At 42.0% G+C, this 25,187-nt stretch carries 25 protein-coding genes; 18 read left to right on the forward strand and 7 right to left on the reverse strand.

Annotation, left to right across the window (positions count from 1 at the left end; all coding sequences use genetic code 11):
* The 3 genes from C1G57_RS03190 to C1G57_RS03200 all read right to left on the reverse strand — a co-directional run.
* Positions 1-362, reverse strand: a 362-nt coding sequence (locus C1G57_RS03190) for a transposase (protein WP_161941097.1), incomplete at its 3' end; no start/stop codon positions are given.
* Positions 363-712: 350 nt separating this feature from the next.
* Entirely contained in the window at positions 713-1,138 is a 426-nt protein-coding gene (locus tag C1G57_RS03195; protein ID WP_105113699.1) for a thioredoxin family protein, read from the reverse strand.
* An 8-nt stretch (positions 1,139-1,146) separates the two neighbouring features.
* Positions 1,147-1,944, reverse strand: coding sequence for an excalibur calcium-binding domain-containing protein (locus tag C1G57_RS03200; RefSeq protein ID WP_161941095.1), 798 nt, complete (start codon positions 1,942-1,944; stop codon positions 1,147-1,149).
* Positions 1,945-2,224: 280 nt separating this feature from the next.
* Between C1G57_RS03200 and typA the strand changes: the two genes are divergently transcribed.
* Both typA and C1G57_RS03210 read left to right on the forward strand, forming a co-directional pair.
* Positions 2,225-4,072: a translational GTPase TypA gene (gene typA, locus C1G57_RS03205; protein ID WP_105113701.1), complete on the forward strand. Its 1,848-nt coding sequence runs from the start codon at positions 2,225-2,227 to the stop codon at positions 4,070-4,072.
* Between the two features lie 17 nt (positions 4,073-4,089).
* Positions 4,090-4,341 carry a DUF3165 family protein gene (locus C1G57_RS03210; RefSeq protein WP_105113702.1) on the forward strand — a complete coding sequence of 84 codons (252 nt, stop codon included), beginning with the start codon at positions 4,090-4,092 and terminating at the stop codon, positions 4,339-4,341.
* A 262-nt stretch (positions 4,342-4,603) separates the two neighbouring features.
* Here the strand turns inward: C1G57_RS03210 and C1G57_RS03215 are convergent, their stop codons facing one another.
* A complete protein-coding gene (locus tag C1G57_RS03215; protein WP_105113703.1) occupies positions 4,604-5,806 on the reverse strand; it encodes a mechanosensitive ion channel in 1,203 nt (400 codons plus the stop codon).
* Between the two features lie 251 nt (positions 5,807-6,057).
* Here C1G57_RS03215 and murD point away from each other — a divergent pair, with 251 nt between their 5' ends.
* The 12 genes from murD to ileS all read left to right on the forward strand — a co-directional run bounded on the left by murD (position 6,058) and on the right by ileS (position 18,755).
* Positions 6,058-7,413, forward strand: a complete 1,356-nt coding sequence (murD, locus tag C1G57_RS03220) for a UDP-N-acetylmuramoyl-L-alanine--D-glutamate ligase (RefSeq protein ID WP_105113704.1) — start codon at positions 6,058-6,060, stop codon at positions 7,411-7,413.
* Positions 7,410-8,474, forward strand: a complete 1,065-nt coding sequence (locus C1G57_RS03225; RefSeq protein ID WP_105113705.1) for a UDP-N-acetylglucosamine--N-acetylmuramyl-(pentapeptide) pyrophosphoryl-undecaprenol N-acetylglucosamine transferase — start codon at positions 7,410-7,412, stop codon at positions 8,472-8,474. Before murD ends, C1G57_RS03225 begins: the two co-directional genes overlap by 4 nt.
* 5 nt (positions 8,475-8,479) lie before the next feature.
* Positions 8,480-9,454 carry a cell division protein FtsQ/DivIB gene (locus C1G57_RS03230; RefSeq protein WP_105113706.1) on the forward strand — a complete coding sequence of 325 codons (975 nt, stop codon included), beginning with the start codon at positions 8,480-8,482 and terminating at the stop codon, positions 9,452-9,454.
* Positions 9,455-9,615: 161 nt separating this feature from the next.
* The gene (gene ftsA / locus C1G57_RS03235; protein WP_105113707.1) at positions 9,616-10,992 is read left to right on the forward strand and encodes a cell division protein FtsA; all 1,377 of its coding nucleotides are present in this window, start codon (positions 9,616-9,618) and stop codon (positions 10,990-10,992) included.
* A 25-nt stretch (positions 10,993-11,017) separates the two neighbouring features.
* On the forward strand, positions 11,018-12,253 hold the full coding sequence (gene ftsZ / locus C1G57_RS03240) for a cell division protein FtsZ (RefSeq protein ID WP_105113708.1): 1,236 nt from the start codon (positions 11,018-11,020) through the stop codon (positions 12,251-12,253).
* Position 12,254: 1 nt separating this feature from the next.
* Positions 12,255-12,926, forward strand: coding sequence for a YggS family pyridoxal phosphate-dependent enzyme (locus tag C1G57_RS03245; RefSeq protein WP_105113709.1), 672 nt, complete (start codon positions 12,255-12,257; stop codon positions 12,924-12,926).
* 18 nt (positions 12,927-12,944) lie between these two features.
* Complete coding sequence (locus C1G57_RS03250; RefSeq protein ID WP_105113710.1) at positions 12,945-13,493, forward strand: cell division protein SepF; 549 nt, start codon at positions 12,945-12,947, stop codon at positions 13,491-13,493.
* Between the two features lie 4 nt (positions 13,494-13,497).
* Positions 13,498-13,761: a YggT family protein gene (locus C1G57_RS03255; protein WP_105113711.1), complete on the forward strand. Its 264-nt coding sequence runs from the start codon at positions 13,498-13,500 to the stop codon at positions 13,759-13,761.
* A 2-nt stretch (positions 13,762-13,763) separates the two neighbouring features.
* On the forward strand, positions 13,764-14,555 hold the full coding sequence (locus tag C1G57_RS03260; protein ID WP_105113712.1) for an RNA-binding protein: 792 nt from the start codon (positions 13,764-13,766) through the stop codon (positions 14,553-14,555).
* 8 nt (positions 14,556-14,563) lie between these two features.
* Entirely contained in the window at positions 14,564-15,253 is a 690-nt protein-coding gene (locus C1G57_RS03265; RefSeq protein WP_105113713.1) for a DivIVA domain-containing protein, read from the forward strand.
* Between the two features lie 231 nt (positions 15,254-15,484).
* Positions 15,485-15,922 (forward strand): GNAT family N-acetyltransferase, encoded by a 438-nt coding sequence (locus C1G57_RS03270; protein WP_105113714.1) that lies wholly within the window; start codon positions 15,485-15,487, stop codon positions 15,920-15,922.
* 13 nt (positions 15,923-15,935) lie between these two features.
* A complete protein-coding gene (gene ileS / locus C1G57_RS03275) occupies positions 15,936-18,755 on the forward strand; it encodes an isoleucine--tRNA ligase (protein WP_105113715.1) in 2,820 nt (939 codons plus the stop codon).
* Positions 18,756-18,992: 237 nt separating this feature from the next.
* Here the strand turns inward: ileS and C1G57_RS03280 are convergent, their stop codons facing one another.
* From C1G57_RS03280 to C1G57_RS03290, 3 genes are all read right to left on the reverse strand, one after another.
* A complete protein-coding gene (locus tag C1G57_RS03280) occupies positions 18,993-19,301 on the reverse strand; it encodes a DUF1827 family protein (protein ID WP_105113716.1) in 309 nt (102 codons plus the stop codon).
* Between the two features lie 55 nt (positions 19,302-19,356).
* Positions 19,357-19,815 carry an NUDIX hydrolase gene (locus tag C1G57_RS03285; protein ID WP_105113717.1) on the reverse strand — a complete coding sequence of 153 codons (459 nt, stop codon included), beginning with the start codon at positions 19,813-19,815 and terminating at the stop codon, positions 19,357-19,359.
* Between the two features lie 171 nt (positions 19,816-19,986).
* Positions 19,987-22,218, reverse strand: coding sequence for an ATP-dependent Clp protease ATP-binding subunit (locus C1G57_RS03290; RefSeq protein WP_105113718.1), 2,232 nt, complete (start codon positions 22,216-22,218; stop codon positions 19,987-19,989).
* 218 nt (positions 22,219-22,436) lie between these two features.
* Here C1G57_RS03290 and C1G57_RS03295 point away from each other — a divergent pair, with 218 nt between their 5' ends.
* The 4 genes from C1G57_RS03295 to C1G57_RS03310 all read left to right on the forward strand — a co-directional run bounded on the left by C1G57_RS03295 (position 22,437) and on the right by C1G57_RS03310 (position 25,174).
* A complete protein-coding gene (locus C1G57_RS03295) occupies positions 22,437-22,667 on the forward strand; it encodes a DUF1797 family protein (RefSeq protein ID WP_024532454.1) in 231 nt (76 codons plus the stop codon).
* 124 nt (positions 22,668-22,791) lie between these two features.
* Positions 22,792-23,472: an amino acid ABC transporter permease gene (locus tag C1G57_RS03300; RefSeq protein WP_105113719.1), complete on the forward strand. Its 681-nt coding sequence runs from the start codon at positions 22,792-22,794 to the stop codon at positions 23,470-23,472.
* 1 nt (position 23,473) lies between these two features.
* Positions 23,474-24,208: an amino acid ABC transporter ATP-binding protein gene (locus tag C1G57_RS03305; RefSeq protein WP_105113720.1), complete on the forward strand. Its 735-nt coding sequence runs from the start codon at positions 23,474-23,476 to the stop codon at positions 24,206-24,208.
* Between the two features lie 117 nt (positions 24,209-24,325).
* Positions 24,326-25,174: a bifunctional methylenetetrahydrofolate dehydrogenase/methenyltetrahydrofolate cyclohydrolase gene (locus C1G57_RS03310; RefSeq protein ID WP_105113721.1), complete on the forward strand. Its 849-nt coding sequence runs from the start codon at positions 24,326-24,328 to the stop codon at positions 25,172-25,174.
* The last annotated feature ends 13 nt before the right edge of the window (positions 25,175-25,187 follow it).

Here is a 25,187-nt window from a genome sequence, read left to right on the forward strand (position 1 = left end):
GTGAAGTAGATGAAGGCAGTTTTGATGAGCTGGTTGGCGTGTGTGCTAGCCCTAAAACTATTGATGGTCCGATAACAGACATAGGTATCCTGACTCAGCCATTTCATAGGAATAACTTCTTCATTCATTTGAACGATTTTCCGACCAGAGAATACCTGACGAGCATAGGCAAACAGGGTCATTTTAAGCAACATAGCTGGATGAAAGGCTGGACGACCAGTATGGGAAGTTTCTTCCAATAGAACGGATTGAGGAATAGTATCCACAAACTGACTAATCAGACGAGCCTCGTGAGTAGCAGGTAAATCCCAAGCAAGATTTAATTCCAAACTTAACTGATTTGTGTTATACTGTTTATACATTTTCATGCCTTTCTAGTTGTTTTGTGGTTATTATAATTATAAAGCATGAAATGGAAAACGAGCAAATCCTAATTGGAATTGCTCGTTTTTTTATATGTGAGCGGCTAGTTTTTGCCCAGCCTCTTTTTTGTGTCTCGTTTTAGGGAGTCGTACTGAAACTAAAATTTGACATACATAAATCCTACGTTAAGTTGAAACATTAGAACAAGATAAAGGTTTGTTGTAACTGACTTTAGTCATGTAGTCATAGCCTTAACTTGAACGCAGTTCAACGAACGCTTTCTACGTTGTTGGAGTGAAACGAAGAAATACGGTATAGAATCCAATTGTTTCCGACGGGTGGTCATGATTTAATATTGTTTCAAGAATTGCTCAATTTCTTCAATTGGAGTTTGACTACCTTTTTCAAGATAAGCCTGTTTCTCACCATTTTGATAGTAGGTTAAGTGAGGAACTGTTTGTATATTTTGAGACGATACAAAACTTTTTACAAGGTCACTAGATTCTTCATCTGTATTGAGATAGTAAACGGGGACTTGTGTATCTTGAATGGCTTTTTCTAAATTTGGAAAGAATTTTTGACAATAAGGACAGGTTGGACGTCCTACATAGAGGTAGAAGTCTTCCTGGCTTTGTATCTTTTCTTCCACTTCTTCGAGCGAAATAGACTGGGTGGAGGTGATAACCTCTGATTTAGCTTCCTGAGAGGGTTGGCAGGCATAGAAGATCACTAAACAGAGCAATAAAGAAATACAGCTGACAAATTTTTTAATCATAGTTTCTATCACTGCCTAGTTGGTTCGCATGCACGGCCATCCCCATCTCTATCTAAATGTGGGCCATAACCAGGTTGGCCGGATAGGATAGGTTTCAAATGTTCAGGAACAGCAGAGCAATTCGGATAGTATGGAGCTGCTGGCTCAGTTTGTGTAGGTGTTGCTGGCTCAGTTTGTGTAGGTGTTGCTGGTTCAGTTTGTGCAGGTGTTGCTGGCTCAGTTTGTGTAGGTGTTGCTGGTTCGGTTTGAACAGGAGTCTGAGGTGTTTGTACAGTAGGCGGTGCAGGAGGAGTAACATACTGAGTTGTAATTTGTTGTCCTAGGGATGTCGCATAGAATTTAACACCTTCTTGTGACCAGCCATGACTAGGGAGAACATTATATTCATTTAGGTCGGTTGTCCAGTGGTGAAGTCCACGAAGTTTGAAGTTATAAACGCGGTAAATTGGAACAGTACCACCAGAGTAGAATACTGGCTGTCCATTGTTATCGGAAGTCCAACCATGTTTAGCAGTTAAAACGGCTACTTCATTGGTGTCGCTAGTATAGAGATGGTTTTGTAGACCTGCATTATAAAGCCTGTATACAGGGGTGCCAGTATCAGGGGCATTCCAACCAATGCCTTCGTATCCCCAACCATGTTGGTTATATAAAACATCTTTTTCATTTGCATCAGTGGTATAAAGATGTTCACCATTCTGTCGGTTATATAGGCGATAGATAGGAGTATCTGCAGAAACGCTTGTTTGGATACTTGCTCCGATAAAGAGAGCAGCTAACGATATAACGAATGTCTTCACTTTCATTTTGAAGAATCTCCTTTCATATTTCTTTAAGTATATCATATTCAACCATAAAATAAAAGTGTTTTCTATACATGTTATTATATAAAAAGACTAGTGTTTGAAATGGGTAGAGATAGGTGGTAGAGCGGATTATTCAACTATAGCTTCGACGCTAGCTACAGATTCTTTCATAGATTCTTCCAAACTACTGTCTGAAAACATTTACAATGTGATTATCTGTGATTTTTTCGCCAATCTATGATATACTTTTTTAGTTAAATTAAAAGATACAGAGGATATTATGACAAAACTTAGAGAAGACATCCGTAACGTTGCCATTATTGCCCACGTTGACCACGGAAAAACAACCCTCGTTGATGAATTATTAAAACAATCCCAAACATTGGATGAGCGCACAAACCTTGATGAGCGTGCCATGGACTCTAACGATCTTGAAAAAGAGCGTGGTATTACCATCCTTGCTAAAAACACTGCCGTAGCTTATAACGGTACTCGTATCAACATCATGGACACACCGGGACACGCGGACTTCGGTGGTGAGGTTGAGCGTATCATGAAAATGGTTGACGGTGTTGTCCTTGTTGTGGATGCTTACGAAGGGACTATGCCACAGACTCGTTTTGTATTGAAAAAAGCTCTTGAGCAAAACTTGACACCTATCGTTGTTGTTAACAAGATTGACAAGCCATCTGCTCGTCCAGAAGAAGTGGTAGATGAAGTGCTTGAACTTTTTATCGAGCTTGGTGCTGATGATGATCAGTTGGAATTCCCAGTGGTTTACGCATCGGCTATCAACGGTACTTCATCTTTGTCTGATAATCCAGCAGACCAAGAAGAGACTATGGCACCAATTTTCGATACCATTATCGAACATATCCCTGCACCAGTGGATAACTCAGATGAGCCTTTGCAGTTCCAGGTATCCCTTTTGGACTACAATGACTTCGTAGGTCGTATCGGTATCGGTCGTGTCTTCCGTGGTACTGTTAAAGTTGGTGACCAAGTTACCCTTTCTAAGCTAGATGGCACTACTAAAAACTTCCGTGTTACGAAATTGTTCGGTTTCTTCGGTCTTGAGCGTAAGGAAATCCAAGAAGCAAAAGCAGGTGACTTGATTGCTGTTTCAGGTATGGAAGACATCTTCGTTGGTGAGACGGTAACACCGACAGATGCAGTTGAAGCTCTTCCAGTTCTTCGTATCGATGAGCCAACCCTTCAAATGACTTTCTTGGTCAACAACTCACCGTTTGCAGGTCGTGAAGGTAAATGGGTGACATCTCGTAAGATTGAAGAGCGTCTCTTGGCAGAATTGCAGACAGACGTTTCACTCCGTGTCGAAGCGACAGATTCACCAGACAAATGGACTGTTTCAGGTCGTGGGGAATTGCACTTGTCTATCTTGATTGAAACCATGCGTCGTGAGGGCTATGAGCTTCAAGTATCGCGTCCAGAAGTTATCATCAAGGAAATCGACGGTGTGAAAATGGAGCCATTCGAGCGCGTGCAAATCGATACTCCAGAAGAATACCAAGGTTCTGTTATCCAATCCCTATCTGAGCGTAAGGGTGATATGTTGGATATGGTTGCGACAGGTAATGGTCAAACTCGTCTTGTTTTCCTAGTGCCTGCCCGTGGTTTGATTGGTTACTCAACTGAATTCCTTTCAATGACTCGTGGTTACGGTATCATGAACCATACTTTCGACCAATACTTGCCTGTTGTTCAAGGTGAAATCGGTGGTCGTCACCGTGGTGCCCTTGTCTCTATCGACCAAGGTAAGGCAACGACTTACTCGATCATGCGTATTGAAGAGCGTGGGACCATCTTTGTAAACCCAGGTACTGAAGTGTACGAAGGAATGATCATCGGTGAAAACTCACGTGAAAATGACTTGACAGTTAACATCACAACTGCTAAACAAATGACAAACGTTCGTTCAGCTACCAAAGATCAAACGTCTGTTATCAAGACACCGCGTATCTTGACCCTTGAAGAATCGCTTGAATTCTTGAACGATGATGAGTACATGGAAGTAACACCTGAGTCTATCCGTCTTCGTAAGCAAATCTTGAACAAGGCAGAGCGTGATAAGGCTGCTAAGAAGAAAAAGTTAGCAACTGAAGAATAATTCCGAGGAGAAGAAACATGTTTTACCTCATCCTAGCGATTTTATTGGTACTCTTTTATATCTTTGTAGCCCCCAAAAATGTCAAGGGGACAATCAATTTGATTCTAGCAGTATTTTTTCTGGTAGTACTGGTTATCGCGCTCATTCTTGGAATTCTAAAAATCATGCAGTTTTCGACAAAGTTCTGGATTGGTTTGATTATGATCCTCATTGGGCTTTGGGCGATGAGGGATATTCATAATCTAGACAGTTCTCCTAAAGGAAAGTAAGGTAAACAAAAATAGAAGAAAAGGCTGGACGGCTTGTCCAGTCTTTTCTTCTTGTTCCTGTTCTTATCGGGTTCTAATACTCAATAAAAATCAAAAGTAGCCTAGGAAACAAAGCCGAAGATAGAACTCCGCTCCTCTCCTGTTTCAAGGGAGCAGGCTGTAAAGCTCCACTGGAGCTTTACACTCATCTAGGCAAGTTGCCAACGGTTGATTAGTATAATAAAAAATAGCCTGAACTAGAGGTTCAGACTATTTGAAATCCTTATTCTTTATCGATTTTCTTTTCTAATTTTTCAAGCTGTCTTGCAGCAAAGTCACGACCGCCGAGACCAAAGGCAAGAGCGAAAGCAACAGCAAGTGCACCGAGAACGATTGTGAAGGTTGATTGAACGATGTGTTGTGCAAACTTCAACTGATCGAGAGCCATGAAGACTGCAAAGACAATCATCAAGTAGCGTACAATAGTGATAACAAGTGGGCTATCTGTAACTTTTTGTAGGAAGTTAGCTACTAGGTTGCTGGCGATAATGGCCAAGATGACAATAGCGATAGCGCTAATCAGTGATGGAAGGTAAGCAAGCAAGGCAGAACCAACTGCATTAAATACTTGAAGGTTCAATACTTGGATAGCTTGGATAAAGAAGAAAACGATGATAATTGCGCGAACGACTTGCGTAATGATAGCTGACAATTCAAAGTTAGCTTCTTCTTTGGCAAAGAGGTATTTCGAGTAGTTGTTGATACCAGCAGTTTCAAGAAGATTTTCAAGAAGGTTGCCAATCAATTTAGCGACGAAGCTACCAACTGCAATCAAGACAAGGGCAACCAAAACATTTGGAAGGATACCGATTACTTGATTAAGAATCGTAACGATTGGTTGAGAAATACTTGTGATACCAAGTGTTTCCAAGGCCAAGGTCAAGATTGGGATGAAAATCAAGACATAAACAACAGTTGATAGGACAGAAATGATTTGTTTGCTGTCAAATGGCAATTTTTCCTGGCCTGTAACCTTTTTGTACCATGTATCGATGTCCAAACGCTCTAGGACACCAGTTAACAGACCTTTGATAAATTTGCAGAAGAAAGTTCCAACAAAGAGAATCAAACCAGCTGCGATCATGTTTGGAATAAAGGCAAAGAATTTCTCAAACATGCTAGAGATTGGATCTACCGTGCTGCTGATATTCAAACCAGACAAGATAGATGGAAGGAAGAAAAGAATAACAAGGAAGTAAACAAGTTGACCAAGTGTCTTGATGAGTGATTGACCATTATCTTCAGGTTTGATAACACCCCATTCTTGCAATTTTTGCGAGAACTGGATTTTGTTCAAACCAGACAGAGTTAACTTGCGCAATAAGCCAGCCAAAGCAAAAGCGATGATGACGAGAACAAGCATCCGTATGACTCCTGGTAAAGCAGAAAGCAATGGATAGAATAAGCTATCGATTATATTTGTCATATAATACTCCTTATAATAAAATATTTTTCGAATTAAGTCTATCATTTTTGCCTATAATTGACAAATAAGATGAATTTTCAGTAAAGGGTTTTCAGTAACGGATGAGGAATTATGTATTTTCCACTCCCTCTGGCTTGAAAAAGCTTCTTGTAAAGGGTAAAATAAAGTGTTAGAATGTGAAGTTTTCTAAAAGAGAGGAACTCATCTAGACCTACTTGTTTAGATTTTAGAGGATAAGAAGGAAATATGCTATGAAAATGATTGATACGTTTAAAAATAAAAAGGTTTTGGTTCTCGGATTGGCTAAATCTGGAGAATCTGCGGCGCGCCTTCTGGATACATTGGGAGCTATTGTAACCGTCAATGATGGTAAGGCATTTGAGGAAAATCCAACGGCTCAGGCTCTTCTGGAAGAAGGGATTCGTGTCATTTGTGGTAGCCATCCGCTAGAACTATTGGATGAGGATTTTGCGCTCATGGTTAAGAATCCGGGAATCCGCTATGACAATCCTATGGTTGAAAAGGCTCTTAAAAAAGGAATTCCAGTCTGGACAGAAGTTGAATTGGCCTACCTTATTTCAGATGCTCCGATTATCGGTATTACAGGGTCAAATGGTAAGACAACAACGACAACCATGATTGCGGAAGCCCTAAATGCTGGAAACAAGTCTGCGAAACTGTGTGGGAATATTGGCTATCCTGCTTCTTCTGTCGCGCAAACAGCGACTAAAGAGGATACCTTGGTGATGGAATTATCCTCATTTCAGCTTATGGGGACAGAAGTCTTCCATCCACGTGTGGCGGTTATTACCAATTTGAGTGCTAACCATATCGACTACCATGGAACCTATGAAGATTATGTGGATGCTAAATGGATGATCCAGCGCCAGATGACAGAGCAAGATACTATTGTTTTGAACTTCAACCAAGAGGAAGCAAAAGAATTGGCACAAGAGACCAAGGCTCAAGTTCTGCCTTTCTCAACCAAAGAAGTGGTGGATGGAGCCTATCTGCAAGATGGCAAACTCTATTTCAAGGGTGAATACGTCGTGGATGCAGACCAGATTGGCGTTCCAGGAACCCATAATATTGAAAATGCCTTGGCGACCATTGCGGTAGCTAAGTTATGGGGAGTGGATAACCAAGCAATTCAAGAAAGTTTGGCTGCCTTTGGTGGTGTCAAACACCGCTTGCAATTGGTAGGTAAGATTGATGGAGTAACCTTCTATAACGATAGTAAATCAACCAACATCCTAGCGACGCAAAAAGCCTTGTCAGGTTTTGATAATAGCAAGGTTATCTTGATTGCTGGTGGTTTGGACCGAGGAAATGAGTTTGATGAATTGGTTCCAGACCTCATCGGTTTGAAAAAAATGGTTATTCTAGGTCAATCAGCTCCACGTGTTCAGCGAGCAGCAGACAAGGCTGGAGTACCAACTGTTGCGGCAGAGGATATTGCGGATGCAACTCGTAAGGCATTTGAACAGGCAGAAGAAGGTGATATTGTCCTGTTAAGTCCTGCCAATGCCAGCTGGGATATGTATCCAAACTTTGAAGTGCGTGGAGATATTTTCTTGCAGACCTACGAGGAGTTGAGTAACAAATGAAGAAAATTGTTTTTACAGGTGGGGGAACTGTGGGTCACGTGACCCTCAACCTCCTCTTGATTCCCCGATTTTTGGAAGAAGGTTGGGAAGTCCACTATATTGGTGATGGAAAAGGGATTGAGCATGAGCAGATTGTTCAGTCTGGTTTGGATGTGCGCTTTCATTCGATTGCCACTGGAAAACTACGCCGTTATTTTTCTTTCCAAAATATGCTGGATGTATTTAAGGTTGGTTTTGGGGTTCTACAATCGCTGGCCATTATTGCTAAAATTAGACCCCAGGCTTTGTTCTCAAAAGGTGGTTTTGTTTCGGTTCCGCCTGTTATTGCGTCTAAACTTCTAGGGGTGCCGGTTTACATCCATGAGTCAGATTTGTCAATGGGCTTGGCCAATAAGATTGCCTATAAATTTGCTACAACCATGTATAGTACCTTTGAACAGCCTGAAAGCTTGACTAAGGTTAAACATGTCGGGGCTGTTACCAAGGTAGGGCAAAGCAATGATAAGGTGACCCCTATTCAATTACCAGAAATCCTCAGTCATTTTGACAAGTCACTACCAACCTTGCTGTTTGTAGGTGGTTCGGGTGGTGCCAAGGTTTTTAATGATTTGATTAGTCAGCACACCGAAGCCTTGACAGAGCGTTTCAATATTATCAACCTGACAGGAGATGCTCAGTTAAACAAACTGGCAGATAGGCTCTATCGGGTTGATTATGTGACAGAGCTTTACCAACCCTTGATGGATTTGGCTGATGTCGTTATTACCCGTGGTGGTTCTAATACACTTTTTGAGTTGATTGCCATGCAACAACTTCATTTGATTGTGCCACTAGGGCGCCAAGCTAGCCGTGGAGATCAGATAGAAAATGCTCTTTATGCAGAGAAAAAAGGATATTCCAAACAAATTGACGAAAGCCAGTTGACCTTGGAAAATCTGCTTAAAGAGGTGGAAGACCTGCTGGAAAATAAGGAATTCTATATTCAAAACATGGCCAATTCCAAGGAAATTCAGTCTGTAGACAGTTTTTACAATTTATTGCGAGATGATATGGGGAGATAGGTGCAATGACCGAAAAAAATGATAAAGAACCTACTGTCCATGACCAGACAGACATAGAAGTTCCCACGATGGAAGCTTCAAATGAAGAAAAAAGTGCCTTCTTTGAACAGTGGAAGGCTAAGCACATGGCCTATTTGGAACGTCAAAAACAGACGGTCATTAGCGAGGAAGTTGGTCCTTCTGTTCAGGAAAAAAAGCCACTCTTTCAGGGACTCAAGAAACCACTTAAAGCTACCCCAGTTTCTAAGAACAGGCTAGAAGGAAAGAAAAATAGACAAATAGAAATCCCTAAAGAAGTGATTTTGAAATCTCTCCCTATTTTAGTGGTCAGTCTATTACTTGCAGCGCTTTCTCTCTACTTTATTTCTCCAACGAGTAAGGCGAAGGATATTGTCGTCAAGGGGCAGAGCAAGCTGACAGCAGAACAGGTCATTAAGTATAGTTTGATTTCAGACAAGGACTATATTGTAACAACTTTGTTGAATGCACCAGCTTATGCTGAGAATGTGAAAAAAAATAGTCCGTCGGTTGAGAGTTCAGAGATTAGCTATCAGTTTCCAAATCAGTTTACAATCCGTATCAAAGAATACGCTATCATAGGCTATATTCAACAGAACGATCAGCTATATCCTGTTTTATCCAGTGGAAATGTAGGCACGGATGCAGTGGCAACAGACACCATGGCGGAAACTTACACGACCATTCAATTATCAGATAAGAATCAGGTAAAACAACTAGCCGTTGCACTTGGTGGAATAGACGCTACAATTAGGGAGAAAATCCAGACTGTAAGTCTAACACCAAGTAAAGTGACAGCTGATTTATTGACACTTAACATGACGGATGGAAATAAAGTTCTGGTGCCACTCAGTGAGTTAGCTGAAAAACTCCCCTATTATGCTAAAATAGCAACAGAAGTGACTGAACCAGCAACAATTGATATGGAAGTTGGCATCTATCGCTATTCAAGCGAGACGTAATGGATTCTTTTTTAAGTTTTTTTGAAGAAAATTTTAATAAAATAAACCTTTATTATCCCCATATTTGAATAGATTATGGTATAATGAAAGATGACTAATTATACTATTTTTCAAAATGGAAGATGATTTGTTAAAGTGGAAAGTAAGAGAGGACTGATAGAATGGCTAGAAACGGCTTTTTTACGGGATTAGATATAGGTACAAGCTCCGTTAAAGTCTTGGTTGCAGAATATAATGAAAATGGAATGAACGTCATTGGTGTCAGCAATGTGAAAAGTGCTGGTGTCAAGGATGGAATTATTGTCAATATTGATGTTGCTGCTGGAGCGATAAAGAAGGCTATTGAACAAGCCGAAGAGAAGGCGGGAGTTCGAATCGACAGAGTAAATGTTGGTTTGCCAGCAAATCTTTTACAAATTGAACCGACTCAAGGCATGATTCCTGTAACAACAGATTCACAAGAAATTACAGATGTGGATGTAGAGAATGTTGTGAAATCTGCCTTGACTAAGAGTATGACGCCGGAACGTGAAGTGATTTCATTTATTCCAGAAGAGTTCATAGTTGATGGTTTCCAAGGTATCAAGGACCCTCGTGGAATGATGGGAATTCGTTTGGAAATGCGCGGTATGCTCTATACAGGTCCTCGCACCATTCTTCATAATCTTCGAAAGACGGTTGAGCGTGCAGGCGTACAGGTTGAGAATGTTGTGATTGCACCACTTGCCTTGACCCGTTCTGTGTTGAATGAGGGAGAACGTGAGTTTGGTGCAACAGTGATCGATCTTGGTGGCGGTCAAACGACAGTAGCGGTCATGCGCGGTCAAGAATTGCAATACACCAATATCTATCAAGAGGGTGGCGACTACATCACCAACGATATTTCAAAAGTATTGACAACTTCAAAGAGCATTGCTGAAAATTTAAAATACAATTATGGCATAGCCTTCCCAGCTGAAGCGAGTGATAAGGAAAAATTTACAGTTGAGGTTATTGGTGAGAATGCGCCTGTTGAAGTGACGGAACGTTACCTATCAGAAGTGATTGCAGCTCGCCTTCGTCAAATTTTTGAACGAGTGAAGCAAGATCTAGAAAGAACACGTGCTTTGGACTTGCCAGGAGGCATCGTTCTAGTAGGTGGAGGAGCTATTTTACCAGGCGTTACTGAATTGGCTCAAGAAGTCTTTGGAGTGAATACAAAACTCTTTGTTCCCAACCAAATCGGTATTCGTAATCCGTCTTTTGCTAGTGTTATCAGTTTTGTGGAGTATGTGGGAGAACTTGAAGAAGTGGCAGACATTGCTCAACGTGCTGTAAATGGTGAGACGTTCTTAAGACATAAGCCTGTGGATATTCCTATGGCACGTCCACGTGTTAGCCAACCAATTCAAAAGGAAATTGTGACTGAGTTGAATGTGGTTGAAGACGAAGAAACCTCTGTTCCCGTGTATGACAAGGAAGTAAATGAGGAACGTTCAGCCAATAAAGGCAATATTACGGATCGTATCCGTGGTTTGTTCGGTAGTATGTTTGAATAAGAGAAAAGAAAAGGTGATATAAACTATGGCATTTTCATTTGAAGCAGCAGCAAGTCATGGTGCTGTCATTAAAGTAATCGGTGTCGGCGGTGGCGGTGGTAACGCCATCAACCGTATGATTGAAGAGGGTGTAGCAGGCGTTGAGTTTATCGCAGCCAACACAGATGTGCAAGCCTTGAGCAGCTCAAAAGCAGAAACGGTTATCCAGTTAGGACCTAAGTTGACTCGTGGTCTAGGTGCCGGGGGACAACCTGAAGTTGGTCGTAAGGCAGCTGAAGAAAGTGAAGAAGTTTTGACCAACGTTCTTTCTGGAGCAGACATGGTCTTCATCACTGCTGGTATGGGCGGTGGCTCAGGTACAGGTGCGGCACCAGTTATTGCACGTATTGCTAAAAATTTGGGTGCCTTGACTGTAGCCGTTGTAACGCGTCCATTTGGTTTTGAAGGTAACAAACGTGGTAACTTTGCTATCGAAGGTATCGAAGGTCTTCGCGAACAAGTAGATACACTTTTGATTATTTCAAACAATAACCTTCTTGAAATTGTTGATAAGAAAACTCCACTTTTGGAAGCTTTGAGCGAAGCTGATAATGTTCTTCGTCAGGGTGTCCAAGGGATTACAGACTTGATTACCAATCCTGGTTTGATTAACTTGGACTTTGCGGATGTGAAGACTGTTATGGAGAACAAGGGCAATGCTCTTATGGGTATTGGTATCGGAACTGGTGAAGATCGTGTCATTGAAGCGGCTCGTAAAGCAATTTACTCACCACTTCTTGAAACAACAATTGATGGTGCAGAAGATGTTATTGTCAACGTTACAGGTGGTTATGATATGACCTTGACGGAAGCTGAGGATGCATCTGAGATTGTTCACCAAGCGGCTGGTCAAGGAGTAAATATCTGGTTGGGAACATCTATTGATGAAACCATGAAGGATGAAATCCGAGTAACCGTTGTTGCAACAGGTGTGCGTCAAGAGGCAGCTGAAAAAACTACTCGCCACCGCACTGAAACGGTTGCGCCACGCCAAGCACAACGTTTTGATCATCCAGTAGCGCCAGCTACTGCTCCTGTTCGTACGACTGTATCACATGTCGAAACACCGAAAGTTTCTGCCTTTGGTGAGTGGGATTTTCGTCGTGAAAATTTAATTCGTCCTACTGATACAGAGCCAGCTTCTGCAGTAGCTGTTGAGAAGTTTTCAATGGAGCATGATGAAGATGAGTTGGATACACCACCATTCTTCCGAAATCGTTAAAATGGATCTTCAAACGAATAAGGATAAGGTATTTTTAGCAGTGGCTCAAGCAGCTGAAAAGACCGGTCGTCCAATTGAATCTGTAAATGTAATAGCTGTCACCAAATATGTTGACAGCTCTATTGCTAATAAGCTGATAAAGACTGGAATCTCACATATAGGTGAAAACCGAGTGGATTTGTTTTTAGACAAATATAATGCCTTGGCAGATCAACCTCTCACCTGGCATTTAATTGGAACATTACAAAGACGCAAGGTTAAGGATGTTATCAATTATGTTGATTATTTTCATGCCTTGGATTCTGTAAAATTGGCTCGTGAGATTGAGAAACGAGCTACTAGAAAAATTAAGTGTTTTCTGCAAGTGAATATATCTGGTGAAGAAAGCAAGCATGGATTTGACCTATCCGAAATCGATGAAGTCTTGTCTGAAATAGCTCAATTTAAAAATATAGAGTTGGTCGGCTTGATGACAATGGCTCCTTTTGAGGCAGATGAATTGGAACTGCATTCCATTTTTTCTAAAATGAAGCAAGTTCAAGAAGAGTTGTCAAGTCGGCAGTTGCCAGGTATGCCTTTTACAGAATTAAGTATGGGTATGAGTGGTGATTTTGAGATAGCCATTAAGCATGGAGCAACCTATGTGAGAATTGGCTCAGCGTTTTTTGAATAGGGAAGTAGGGGGAAAACCGTGGCGCTAAAAGATACATTTAAAAATTTATTCAACTATTTTGAGGTGGATGATGTCAATGAGGCAGCAGAGCAAGAAGAAGCATATTCTATGCCAAACGAACGACCGAAGATGCGTGTTGCTCAACATACACCAGTTACCCAAAAAGAACAACCTGTAAAGATAGAAAGTAGAAGAGAGGTTCGTGTGGATACTCAACGTCCTCGAGTTGAACGACAGCATGAAGTAGTTGAAACAAGTGCTGAAACCAAGTCTACTATTGACATTAAGTTTCCAAAACGCTATGAGGATGCTCCGGAAATGGTTAATTTGCTCTTGAACAATGCTAGCATCTTGATTGATTTCCAATACATGTCAGAGCAACAGGCTAGACGCTGTTTGGATTACTTGGATGGAGCACGTTCTGTTCTTTCTGGGAATTTGAAAAAAGTATCAAATACCATGTGGTTATTAACACCGGTTAATGTTACAGTGCATATCGAAGAATTGCGTAATGCCAATAATGGACAAGGGGCAGATGCGACCTTCGATTTTGATATGAAGCGATAAGCGTATGCAATTTCTGATTTTAATCCTATTAAAATTTGTAGAGATTTATTCCTATCTCTTGTTTGCTTATGCTTTACTGAGTTGGTTTCCTGCTCTTTTCACAAGTCCCCTTGGTCGCTTTCTAGAAAGTCTAGTTAGTCCGCTCTTGAAGCCCTTTGGTCGCTTGAACTTACAATTTATGGGATTGGATTTGACAGTCCTAGTGGCTATGCTGGTTTTGAATATGGGGACGCGTCTTTTGGTAGAGCTTTTGGTTGGTCTTGCATAGGCATGAAGAATGAGAAACATATTTTAGAGCATTTTGCCAGGGAGGAGAGGGAGTTTGTCGAGAAAATAATGGATATGTGTCAGCAGGTTGTAGACACCTATTCTTATCGATTGACAAGTTTTCTAAATCCCAGACAAGATGCTATTGTCCACATGCTAGCAAACCACTATCACTTACAAGCCTTTTCGACGAGGGATTTTTTCCAAACAGAATACTCTCGGATGCTTCTTGCTCCTAGCTACTATGTCTTGGATAGGGATGACTTTGATGTGATGGTTTTGGAAATTACCTATTCACGAAAGTTTCATAGTTTGTCACATTCTCAGGTATTGGGAACATTCTTGAACCATTTAGGGATTCGGAGAGAATACCTAGGCGATATTCTTATTGGAGAAGATGAGCTACTCGTTTTTCTGGATAAGAAGTTTGGAGTACTAGCCCAGCAGTCCATTTCTAAAATCGCAAGGGTTCCTGTTAAGCTTATGGAGCGAGATTGGCTGTCTATACCAGTTAAAATGAATGAAGAGCCTTTCTTCAAGGAAGTCTTGGTTTCCAGTATGCGATTGGATAAGTTAATTGCTGTAGCCTTCCATCTTTCTCGCACAAGAGTAGACATATTGATAGCAGCTGGTCATGTCAAATTAGACTATGTTCAGGCAGAGCAAGCAGGTAGGCAGGTTGAGTTAGGACAATTGATAAGTCTTAGAAAATACGGCAGAATTCGAGTAACCGAACTTTTAGGTTTTTCTAAGCAAGGTAAAGTAAAATTAAAGTTAGAAATCATTAAAACATAGGGGGAAAAATGGCACTTACAGCATTAGAACTAAAGGATAAAACCTTTGCAACCAAATTCAGAGGCTATGATGCCGATGAGGTAGATGATTTTTTGGATATTGTAACCCGTGACTATGAGGACTTGACTCGTAAAAATCACGAACAAGAAGCGGAATTAAAGACCCTTCGTGAACGCTTAGCATACTTTGATGAGATGAAGGAATCCTTGAGTCAGTCTGTGCTTCTTGCGCAAGATACTGCAGAGAAGGTAAAGCATGCTGCAGAAGATCGGGCTGCTAATATCATTCAACAGGCAGATTATGATGCAGCAACTCTTTTGCACGAAGCAAAGGAAAAAGCCAATGAAATTCTTCGTAATGCAACGGATAATGCTAAAAAAGTTGTAATTGAAACAGAAGAATTAAAGAATAAGACACGTATTTTCCATCAACGTTTAAAATCAACTGTGGAAAGTCAGTTATCTCTAATTAATTCCTCTGAATGGGAAGAAATTCTCCGTCCAACAGCTACCTATATTCAAACTAGTGATGATGCTTTCCGCGATGTCCTTCATAAGGCTCTAGATGAGGAAGTGGCTGTTGAAGAGGAGAGCTTGGACTATACTCGTCAGTTGACTGCAGAAGAAATGGCAGAATTAACTCGTCAGGCAGAAGCTTTTGATAAAGGGGAAACGATTGAAGTTTCCATTACAGAATAGTTATCAGATACAAAGACAGTATTGCTAGAAATATATTTAGCGAGCAGGAGATGGTGGAAGACCTGCAATCCCTTTCTAGTCAATAATCCCTTTGTCTGATTTTTCCTGAACAATTAGTAGGGAAAGACGTTAGTTCACGTTACGAACATAGAGGGATGGGGGAAACCCTATCTAAACTAAGGTGGTACCACGAACTTTCGTCCTTATTGACGGGAGTTTTTTTATGTTTTTATGATTGGATTAGAACTAGTAAATAAAGATAATTTCGATGCTGTATTGCAAGTGAAACTTGCAGAAGCAGACGAACGAAAAGTTGCCTCGGTTGAATACTCTCTGGCCCAGGCTTGGCTCTATCGGGAGGAAGGACATCTTTTTCCTTATGCAGTCAAATCAGGGCAGAAAGTCGTAGGTTTTGTATTGTTAGCTATTCAAGAAGATAAGAGCTATTATGTATGGCGCTTGTTAATAGACAGCCATTATCAAAATCGCGGTTATGGTAAGGAAGTTATTCGGCAAGTGATTGGTCTTGCTAAGGAAAATCCAAGTTGTCACACCGTTACCATGAATTATGTTATTGGTAATCATAAAATGCGGTACATCTTAGAAAAATTTGGCTTTCAATCAGTTGGTATGATTGGCCAAGAAATAAAAATGGAATTAACTTTTTAATAAAGGAGATAAAATGAAACTCAAAGAAACTCTTAACCTAGGTCAAACAGCCTTCCCAATGCGAGCAGGCTTGCCAACACGCGAACCTGAATGGCAAAAGGCTTGGGATGAAGCAAACTTATATGCTCGTCGCCAAGAACTCAATGCAGGCAAACCTGCCTTCCACCTCCACGATGGCCCTCCATACGCTAACGGAAATATCCACGTTGGACATGCTTTGAACAAGATTTCTAAAGATATTATCGTTCGTGCTAAGTCCATGTCTGGATTCCGTGCGCCATTTGTACCGGGTTGGGATACGCATGGTCTTCCTATTGAGCAGGTCTTGGCAAAACAGGGTGTTAAGCGCAAGGAAATGGACTTGGTAGAATACCTTGAAATGTGTGGTGATTATGCACTCAGTCAGGTTGATAAGCAACGTGAAGATTTTAAACGTTTAGGAATTTCAGCAGACTGGGAAAATCCATACATCACCTTGACAAAAGACTACGAAGCAGCTCAAATCCGTGTCTTTGGTGCTATGGCAGACAAGGGTTATATCTATCGTGGCGCTAAGCCAGTTTACTGGTCTTGGTCATCTGAGTCTGCCCTTGCTGAAGCTGAAATTGAATACCACGACATTGACTCAACATCTCTTTACTATGCCAACAAGGTCAAAGATGGCAAAGGGCTCTTGGATACAGATAGCTACATCGTTGTCTGGACCACAACTCCATTTACAGTAACGGCTTCTCGCGGTTTGACCATGGGAGCAGACATTGACTATGTCTTGGTTCAACCAGCTGGTTCTGACCGTAAGTATGTCTTGGCAGAAGCCTTGGTTGATAGCTTGGCAGTCAAATTCGGTTGGGAATCCTTTGAAGTGATTTCAAAACACAAGGGTGCTGAGTTTGAATACATTGTGACCGAACACCCATGGGATGCTGAAGTTGATGAATTGGTTATCTTGGGTGACCACGTCACAACGGACTCGGGTACTGGTATCGTCCATACGGCTCCAGGCTTTGGTGAGGATGACTACAATGTCGGTGTCAAATATGACTTGGAAGTTGCTGTAACTGTCAACGAACGTGGCTTGATGAATGAAGCTGCGGGTCCTGATTTTGAAGGTCAATTCTATGACAAGGTTGTGCCAACTGTCAAAGAAAAATTGGGTGACTTGCTCCTTGCTAGTGAAGTGATCAATCACTCCTACCCATTCGACTGGAGAACCAAGAAGCCAATCATCTGGCGTGCAGTACCGCAATGGTTTGCCTCTGTTTCTAAATTCCGTCAGGAAATCTTGGACCAAATCGAAGCAACAACTTTCAATCCATCTTGGGGTAAAACGCGTCTTTACAACATGATCCGTGACCGTGGTGACTGGGTCATCTCTCGTCAGCGTGCTTGGGGTGTGCCGCTTCCAATCTTCTATGCAGAAGATGGTACAGCCATTATGACCAAGGAAGTGACAGACCACGTTGCTGCCCTTTTTGAAGAGCATGGGTCTATCATCTGGTGGCAATCTGAAGCAAAAGACCTCTTGCCAGCTGGTTTCACTCATCCAGGTTCACCAAATGGCGAATTTACCAAAGAAACTGACATCATGGACGTTTGGTTTGACTCAGGTTCGTCTTGGAATGGCGTTATGAATGCCCGTGAAAACCTTGCCTACCCAGCAGACCTCTACCTAGAAGGTTCTGACCAATACCGTGGTTGGTTTAACTCATCCTTGATCACCTCTGTAGCCGTAAATGGTCATGCCCCATACAAAGCTATCTTGTCACAGGGCTTTGTCCTTGATGGTAAAGGCATGAAGATGTCTAAATCTCTAGGGAATACCATCCTTCCAAGTGATGTTGAGAAACAGTTTGGTGCAGAAATCTTACGTTTGTGGGTAACTTCCGTTGATACTTCAAACGACGTACGTGTGTCTATGGATATTCTTGGACAGGTTTCTGAAACCTACCGTAAAATCCGTAATACCCTTCGCTTCTTGATTGCCAACACTTCTGATTTCAATCCTGCAAGCGATGCGGTAGCCTACGACGAACTTCGTTCTGTTGACCAGTATCTTTTGGTGAAATTTAACAAGTTGGTAGCTCAAATCCGTGAAGCCTACGACAACTATGATTTCATGGCTATCTACAAGTCTGTCGTAAACTTTGTGACTCTTGATTTGTCAGCTTTCTACCTCGATTTTGCCAAAGATGTCGTCTACATTGATGGTGCTAAATCACTTTCTCGTCGTCAGATGCAAACTGTCTTCTATGACATCTTGGTGAAAATTACCAAGCTCTTGACTCCGATCTTGCCACACACGGCAGAAGAAATCTGGTCATACTTGGAACATGAAGCAGAAGAGTTTGTACAATTGGCGGAAATGCCAGAGGTGGAAACATTTGGCAATGAAGCGCAGCTTTTAGCTGATTGGGAAAGCTTTATGGTCTTCCGTACAAAAGCTCAAAAAGCCTTGGAAGAAGCACGTAATGCTAAAGTGATTGGTAAATCGCTAGAAGCACATCTGACTGCCTATGTGTCAGTTGAAACCAAGTCCTTCTTGGAGAGCTTGAATGCAGACCTGGCTCAGTTACTCATCGTTTCAAACTTGACAGTAACAACTGAAACTGCCCCTTCAACAGCACTTGTGGTTGATGAAGTTGCCTTTGCTGTAGAACGTGCAGCTGGAGAGGTGTGTGACCGTTGCCGCCGCATTGATACTAGCGTTGTTGAGCGTAGCTATGGTGCAACAATCTGTGACCACTGTGCTAGCGTAGTAGAAGAAAACTTTGCTGAAGCAGTAGCTCAAGGTTTTGAAGCACAAAACAGATATAAAGTCTATCTTTTGAGATAGGCTTTTTCTTTATATGGTTATTTAAGTTAGCTACGACACATCATCACTTTCGGCTTGTCCTACTCTACAAAAGTATCTTGCTCTGCAAGTTATACGTCCGCTGGGCTGAGATCTTGACACCAACTCTGAGAAGCGTTGCTGGACTTGAGCCCAGCCTCCAACCTAGACCTCAGTTCCTTGTCTGAAAGCTCTTCATTCGACTGTATATTGGACAAAAAAAAGAAGCCCGTTGGCTTCTTAGATTTCAGTGATAATGGGAATAGACATTTCAATCAAACGTTCCGTATGGATGGTTTGAATAGCAGCCTTGTCAATTGTTCGTTCATCAATCTTGCGGTGAAGGAAGAAATCACGGATTTTTTCGATTTCGGATTGTTGCACAGCCCTGTATTTGTTGCTAATCAAGAGTTCATAGTGACGAGGGGCCTGTGTGAAAATAACATCTGTATTACCAGCAGAATAGGTTTCTACTAGAAAGGCATCGGTATTGGCCAACTGATTTTGGACCAGGTATGAATGACTATTTGTCGTATTTATGATTTTCATGTGGAACCTCCTACATCTCTTTAGTTCCATTATAGCACGCTAGGGGGTGTTTTGGCTAGTTATCAGACACATTTTCTTGCAATTTCCATTGTTCAATTCCCCACTTGTGACTGCCTCGTTTGAGTTTTTCGATGGCTTCATCGATTGGGAACCAGGCAATGTGGTTAAAATCCTCTAAAGGTAGGCCGACCTGGTGGTAGCTGGTCACTTGATAGATGTAAGCGGGGTTGTAGAAGTAGGTATCTCGATGGCTAGAGTAGAAATATTCGTCAGCCTGACCATAATAGTGACCAATTTCAGCTGTAAAACCAAGCTCTTCCATTAGTTCGCGTTCTAGGGCGATGAGATGATTTTCCCCTTTTTCGATTTCCCCACCTGGTAGGAACCAGGCACCATTTGGTGCTTGAACGAGGATGATATTTTCTTTCTTTTCATCAGGGATAACAGCATAGACACCAAATCGATTTTGATAGTCTACGTCAGCCTTCTTTTCTCCAAAAACGGCAATATTCATAGTAAACTAAGTCCTTTTTCAATTGAGATGACTATATTATACCATTTTTCTTACATTTTTCATCAGACTAGACTTTTCTGGTCAAATCAGGTATTTTTTATATGTGAGGAAGGATTTTTGAAAAAACGGAACTGGTCAAGGTTCCAGTCCCACTTTTCTTACTTTTCTTACTTATTTTACTTTTGTCTGTGCCTTGATTTGAATATTCCCCTTGCTGGTCATAACAGCGCGAAGGTCTTTTTCGCTTGGGTTTTCCAAGTAGAAGTCTGTAATGGCATCTTCAATTTGATCTTGGATGGTTCTGCGAAGTGGCCGAGCCCCCATTTTGGGATCGTAACCTAGATCAACTAGCTTTTCTTTGACCTTATCTGTCACATGTAAGCTAATGCCGTTATTAGACAAGCGTTTGTTGACATCGTCTAACATGAGGCTGACAATTTCAAGGAGGTTTTCCTTGCTGAGTGGTTGGAACTCGATGATTCCGTCAAAGCGGTTCATGAATTCTGGGCTGAAGAAATTGCTAAGTTGGCCAAGAACCGACTGGGTGCGACCTTCCATGGCTGCTCCAAAGCCTACACTGGCTTCAACCTTGCCAGTACCAGCGTTGGACGTCATGATGATAATGGTGTCTTTGAAGCTGACGGTGCGGCCTTGTCCGTCTGTCAAACGACCATCATCAAGAACTTGGAGGAACATGTGCATAACATCTGGGTGGGCTTTTTCAACTTCATCCAGAAGAATGAGCGAGTATGGATTGCGGCGAACTTTTTCAGTTAGTTGGCCGGCTTCTTCGTAGCCTACATACCCGGGAGGTGCTCCGACCAGCTTGGCTACGGCATGTTTTTCCATATATTCCGACATATCAAATCGAATCATGCTATCGGCTGAGCCAAAGAGTTCGATGGCTAGTTGCTTGGACAGTTCTGTCTTACCGACACCTGTTGGACCAACAAAGAGGAAGGAGCCGATTGGACGGTTTGGCGCTCCAAGACCGACACGGTTGCGACGAATGGCCTTGGCAATCTTATCAACGGCTTCATCTTGCCCGATGACATGTGCCTTGAGGTCCTTAGCCAGGTTGATGAGTTGTGATTGCTCTTTTTCTTTCAAATCACCTACAGGGATGTTGGTTTTTTGTTCTACGATGGCTTCAATTTCCTTTTCAGTAATGAGGGGAATATCTTCCTCGCTGATGGTTGCCTTTTGCATTTCCTTATACTTGGCAATCTGGTCGCGGAAATAGGCTGCCTTTTCAAAGTCTTCGTCGCGGGTTGCCTGTGCCTTACGGTTTTCCGCATCAATCAACCGCTGGTCGATTTCTTTTGGATCGACAAAATTGAGGGTCAAGTTCATTTTAGAACCTGCTTCATCCAGTAGGTCAATAGCCTTGTCTGGCAAGAATCGGTCTTGGATGTAGCGGTTAGAGAGTACCGCAGCAGCTTCAATGGCAGCATCAGAGTATTTGACATGATGGTAATCTTGGTATTTATTTTGAATACCTTTGAGAATAATAATGGTTTCTTCAACACTTGGTTCTTCCACTTTTACAGGCTGCATACGGCGTTCTAGGGCAGCATCCTTCTCGATAATCCGGTATTCGTTGAGCGTTGTTGCACCGACCAGTTGCATCTCCCCACGAGCAAGGGCTGGTTTGAGGATATTGCCAGCATCCATATTGCCATCGCCTGCTGAACCTGCACCAACAATCTCGTGGATCTCATCAATGAAGAGAATAATCTCGCGGCGATTGCGGATTTCCTCCATGAGTTTTTGCATGCGTTCTTCAAATTGACCACGTATACCAGTTCCTTGAACCAGGCTGACAACATCCAGACGGATGACTTCTTTACCTTGCAGTTTTTGTGGTACATCACCATCCACAATTTTCTGAGCTAGTCCCTCAACGACAGCGGTTTTTCCGACACCAGGCTCGCCAATGAGAACGGGATTGTTCTTGGTACGGCGGTTGAGGATTTCGATGACACGCGTAATTTCTTGGTCACGACCAATGACTGGATCAATGTCGCCACGACGAGCAATTTCTGTTACGTTGATACCGAATTCTTCCAAAAGGCCATTTGGTTGCTGTGGTTGTTGAGGTGGGGGCGTTTGGCCTCCGCGTCCGTTGTGATTTCCACCGGCCTGTGTTGGAGGTGTTTGGTCGCGTTTCTTACCAGCAGGAGTGTTGCCAGGGTAGCCTCCCAAGTGATTGAAGAACTCGCTGAAAGGATCCATATTATTTGGATTGGTCAAATCTCCCAATCCTTTTAGAATAGCATTATTTGGGTCTGTTTTCATGATTTGGTAGCAGTTGTGGCAGAGGTCAACCTGTTGTTGCTTACCATTTAGATTGGTATAGAGATGGATGGTTGCGTCGTTAATGTTACAGTTATGACAGAGCATAGTTCTACCTCTTTCTTTGGAATGGACCTTTGTCAAATAGTCAATAAAGGTCAGTTATAGCTTAATTATAACAAGATTTATGGAAAAATCAAGAAACTGCTATATTCGGAAAATAATCTCTAGGAAGTCTTGTAACTGACAAGAAAATGTTGAAAAATCAAGACTTTTTTTATAATATGTGGTAAAATGTTTTTATAAAAAGGATTAGGAGAAGGAATATGGAATCACATTTGGTGAGAATTATCAACCGTCTGGAAGCTATGGCTAACGATGGCGGCACCTTGAAACGTAACTTTGAGCGTGAAGGAGTTGTTGTTGCAGAAGTGGCTTATAGCTATGACGAGGAAAATGGTTCAGTGTTTACCTTGCGTGATGTCGCTGCTCGTGAAACCTACACGTTTGACAGTATTGACTTGATTGCGATGGAAATCTATGAATTGTTGTACTAAGAACAAGCTCGAGCACCGAGAGGTGCTTTTTTCTTGCAGTAAAATGAATATTTTAGCCAAAAACGTTGCATAAATATTCAGAAATGGTATAATAGTGTTTATATCATATTTGAGGAGTGAATGAATGGATTTTTCTTTCTTGCCTGATTACTGGGCATATTTTAATTATGGGGCTCTCGTAACCCTTATTATCGCTTTTTTCTCGGTTTTCTTTGGGAGCATTTTGGGTACTCTATTAGCCTTTGCCCAGCGTAGTAGATACAAGGTTTTGGTGTGGTTGGCTAATGTCTATGTCTGGATTTTCCGTGGTACTCCCATGGTAGTACAGATTATGATCGCCTTTGCTATGACCAACTTTGTGGCGCCAACTATCCAACTAGGGATTTTAGATGTGGATTTGGCTCGCTTGATTCCTGGAATTATTGTCATTTCAATGAACTCAGGTGCATATGTTTCAGAAACCATCCGTGCAGGGATCAATGCCGTACCAAAGGGGCAATTAGAGGCGGCCTACTCATTAGGTATTCGTCCCAAACAGGCTATGCGTTATGTTATCATGCCACAAGCCATCAAGAATATTCTTCCTGCTTTAGGAAACGAGTTTGTGACTATTGTTAAGGACAGTTCGCTCTTGTCAACGATTGGTGTCATTGAGTTGTGGAATGGAGCACAGACGGTTGCTACGACGACTTATTTAACGCAAAGTCCGCTTATTTTTGCAGCCTTTTATTATTTGATGATGACCAGTATTTTGACCCTTGGCATTCAAGCCCTCGAGAAAAAGTTAAATAAGGGAGGACACTAAGATGACGGAAGCAATTATTTCCATAAAAGATCTTCATAAGTATTTTGGTGAAAATGAAGTTTTAAAAGGGATTGATTTAGATATCCAGCAAGGTCAAGTGGTTGTCATCATTGGACCATCCGGTTCTGGAAAATCAACTTTCTTGCGAACCATGAATCTCTTAGAGGTACCGACCAAGGGGACGGTGACATTTGAGGGTGTTGATATTACGGATAAATCAAACGATATTTTCAAGATGCGTGAAAAGATGGGCATGGTTTTCCAGCAATTTAACCTTTTCCCAAATATGACAGTCTTGGAAAATATTACCTTATCACCCATTAAAACAAAAGGAATTGCTAAGGCAGAAGCTGAAGCTAAGGCGCATGAATTGTTGGCAAAAGTTGGTTTGCCTGATAAGGCAGATGCCTATCCACAAAGTTTATCAGGTGGTCAGCAGCAACGGATTGCTATTGCCCGTGGTTTGGCCATGGATCCCGATGTCTTGCTCTTTGATGAGCCGACCTCTGCCCTTGATCCTGAAATGGTTGGAGAGGTACTTGCGGTTATGCAGGACTTGGCCAAGTCAGGTATGACCATGGTCATTGTAACGCATGAAATGGGCTTTGCGCGTGAAGTGGCAGACCGGGTTATCTTCATGGATGGGGGCTACATTGTCGAAGATGGAACTCCTGAAGAAGTGTTTGAACATACCAAGGAAGAACGGACCAAGGATTTCTTGTCTAAAGTCTTGTAAGAATAACTCCGACATTGTTCGGAGTTTTTTCTTGTTTTCTGGTGAATTGGGTGGAGAACCTAGTCAAATCAGTAGGAAATAAGGTATAATGAAGAAAAAGTGAGGAGATTTTAAGCAATGACAGTTATTGATGGAAAAGCTTTAGCAGCCAAATTGCAGGCAGCTCTGGCAGAAAAAACAGCTCGGCTAAAAGCGGAAAAAGGCTTGGTGCCAGGTCTGGTCGTTATTTTAGTGGGCGAAGATCCAGCCAGTCAGGTCTATGTTCGTAACAAAGAGCGTTCAGCCCTTGCTGCTGGTTTCAAGAGTGAAGTGGTACGTGTAGCAGCCACGATTTCAGAGGCGGAACTCTTGGAATTGATTGAGCGCTACAATCAAGATGATGCATGGCATGGCATCTTGGTGCAGTTGCCTCTACCAGCCCACATCAGTGAAGAAAAAGTTTTGTTGGCTATTGATCCAGACAAGGATGTGGATGGTTTCCATCCGACCAATATGGGTAAATTCTGGTCAGGTCATCCGGTCATGATTCCCTCTACTCCAGCAGGAATTATGGAGATGTTCAAGGAATACCAGATTGACCTAGAAGGCAAGTCCGCTCTTGTCATCGGTCGTTCTAATATTGTTGGAAAACCTATGGCCCAGCTTCTGCTGGATGCCAATGCGACTGTGACTATTGCTCATTCGCGGACAAAAAATCTCCCAGAACTGGCTCGTCAGGCGGATATTCTTGTCGTTGCCATCGGTCGTGGACATTTTGTAACCAAGGAATTTGTCAAGCCAGGTGCAGTGGTGATTGATGTGGGCATGAACCGTGATGAAAACGGCAAACTGATTGGGGATGTCAAGTATGATGAAGTGGCAGATCTAGCCAGCCACATCACCCCAGTTCCAGGAGGAGTTGGTCCTATGACCATTACCATGCTTATGGAGCAAACCTATGAAGCTTGTGTTAGAAGCGGGAAATAAAAAAGTAGATGAG

It is taken from the genome of Streptococcus suis (assembly GCF_002960425.1).
In the GTDB taxonomy this organism is placed as follows: domain Bacteria; phylum Bacillota; class Bacilli; order Lactobacillales; family Streptococcaceae; genus Streptococcus; species Streptococcus suis_S.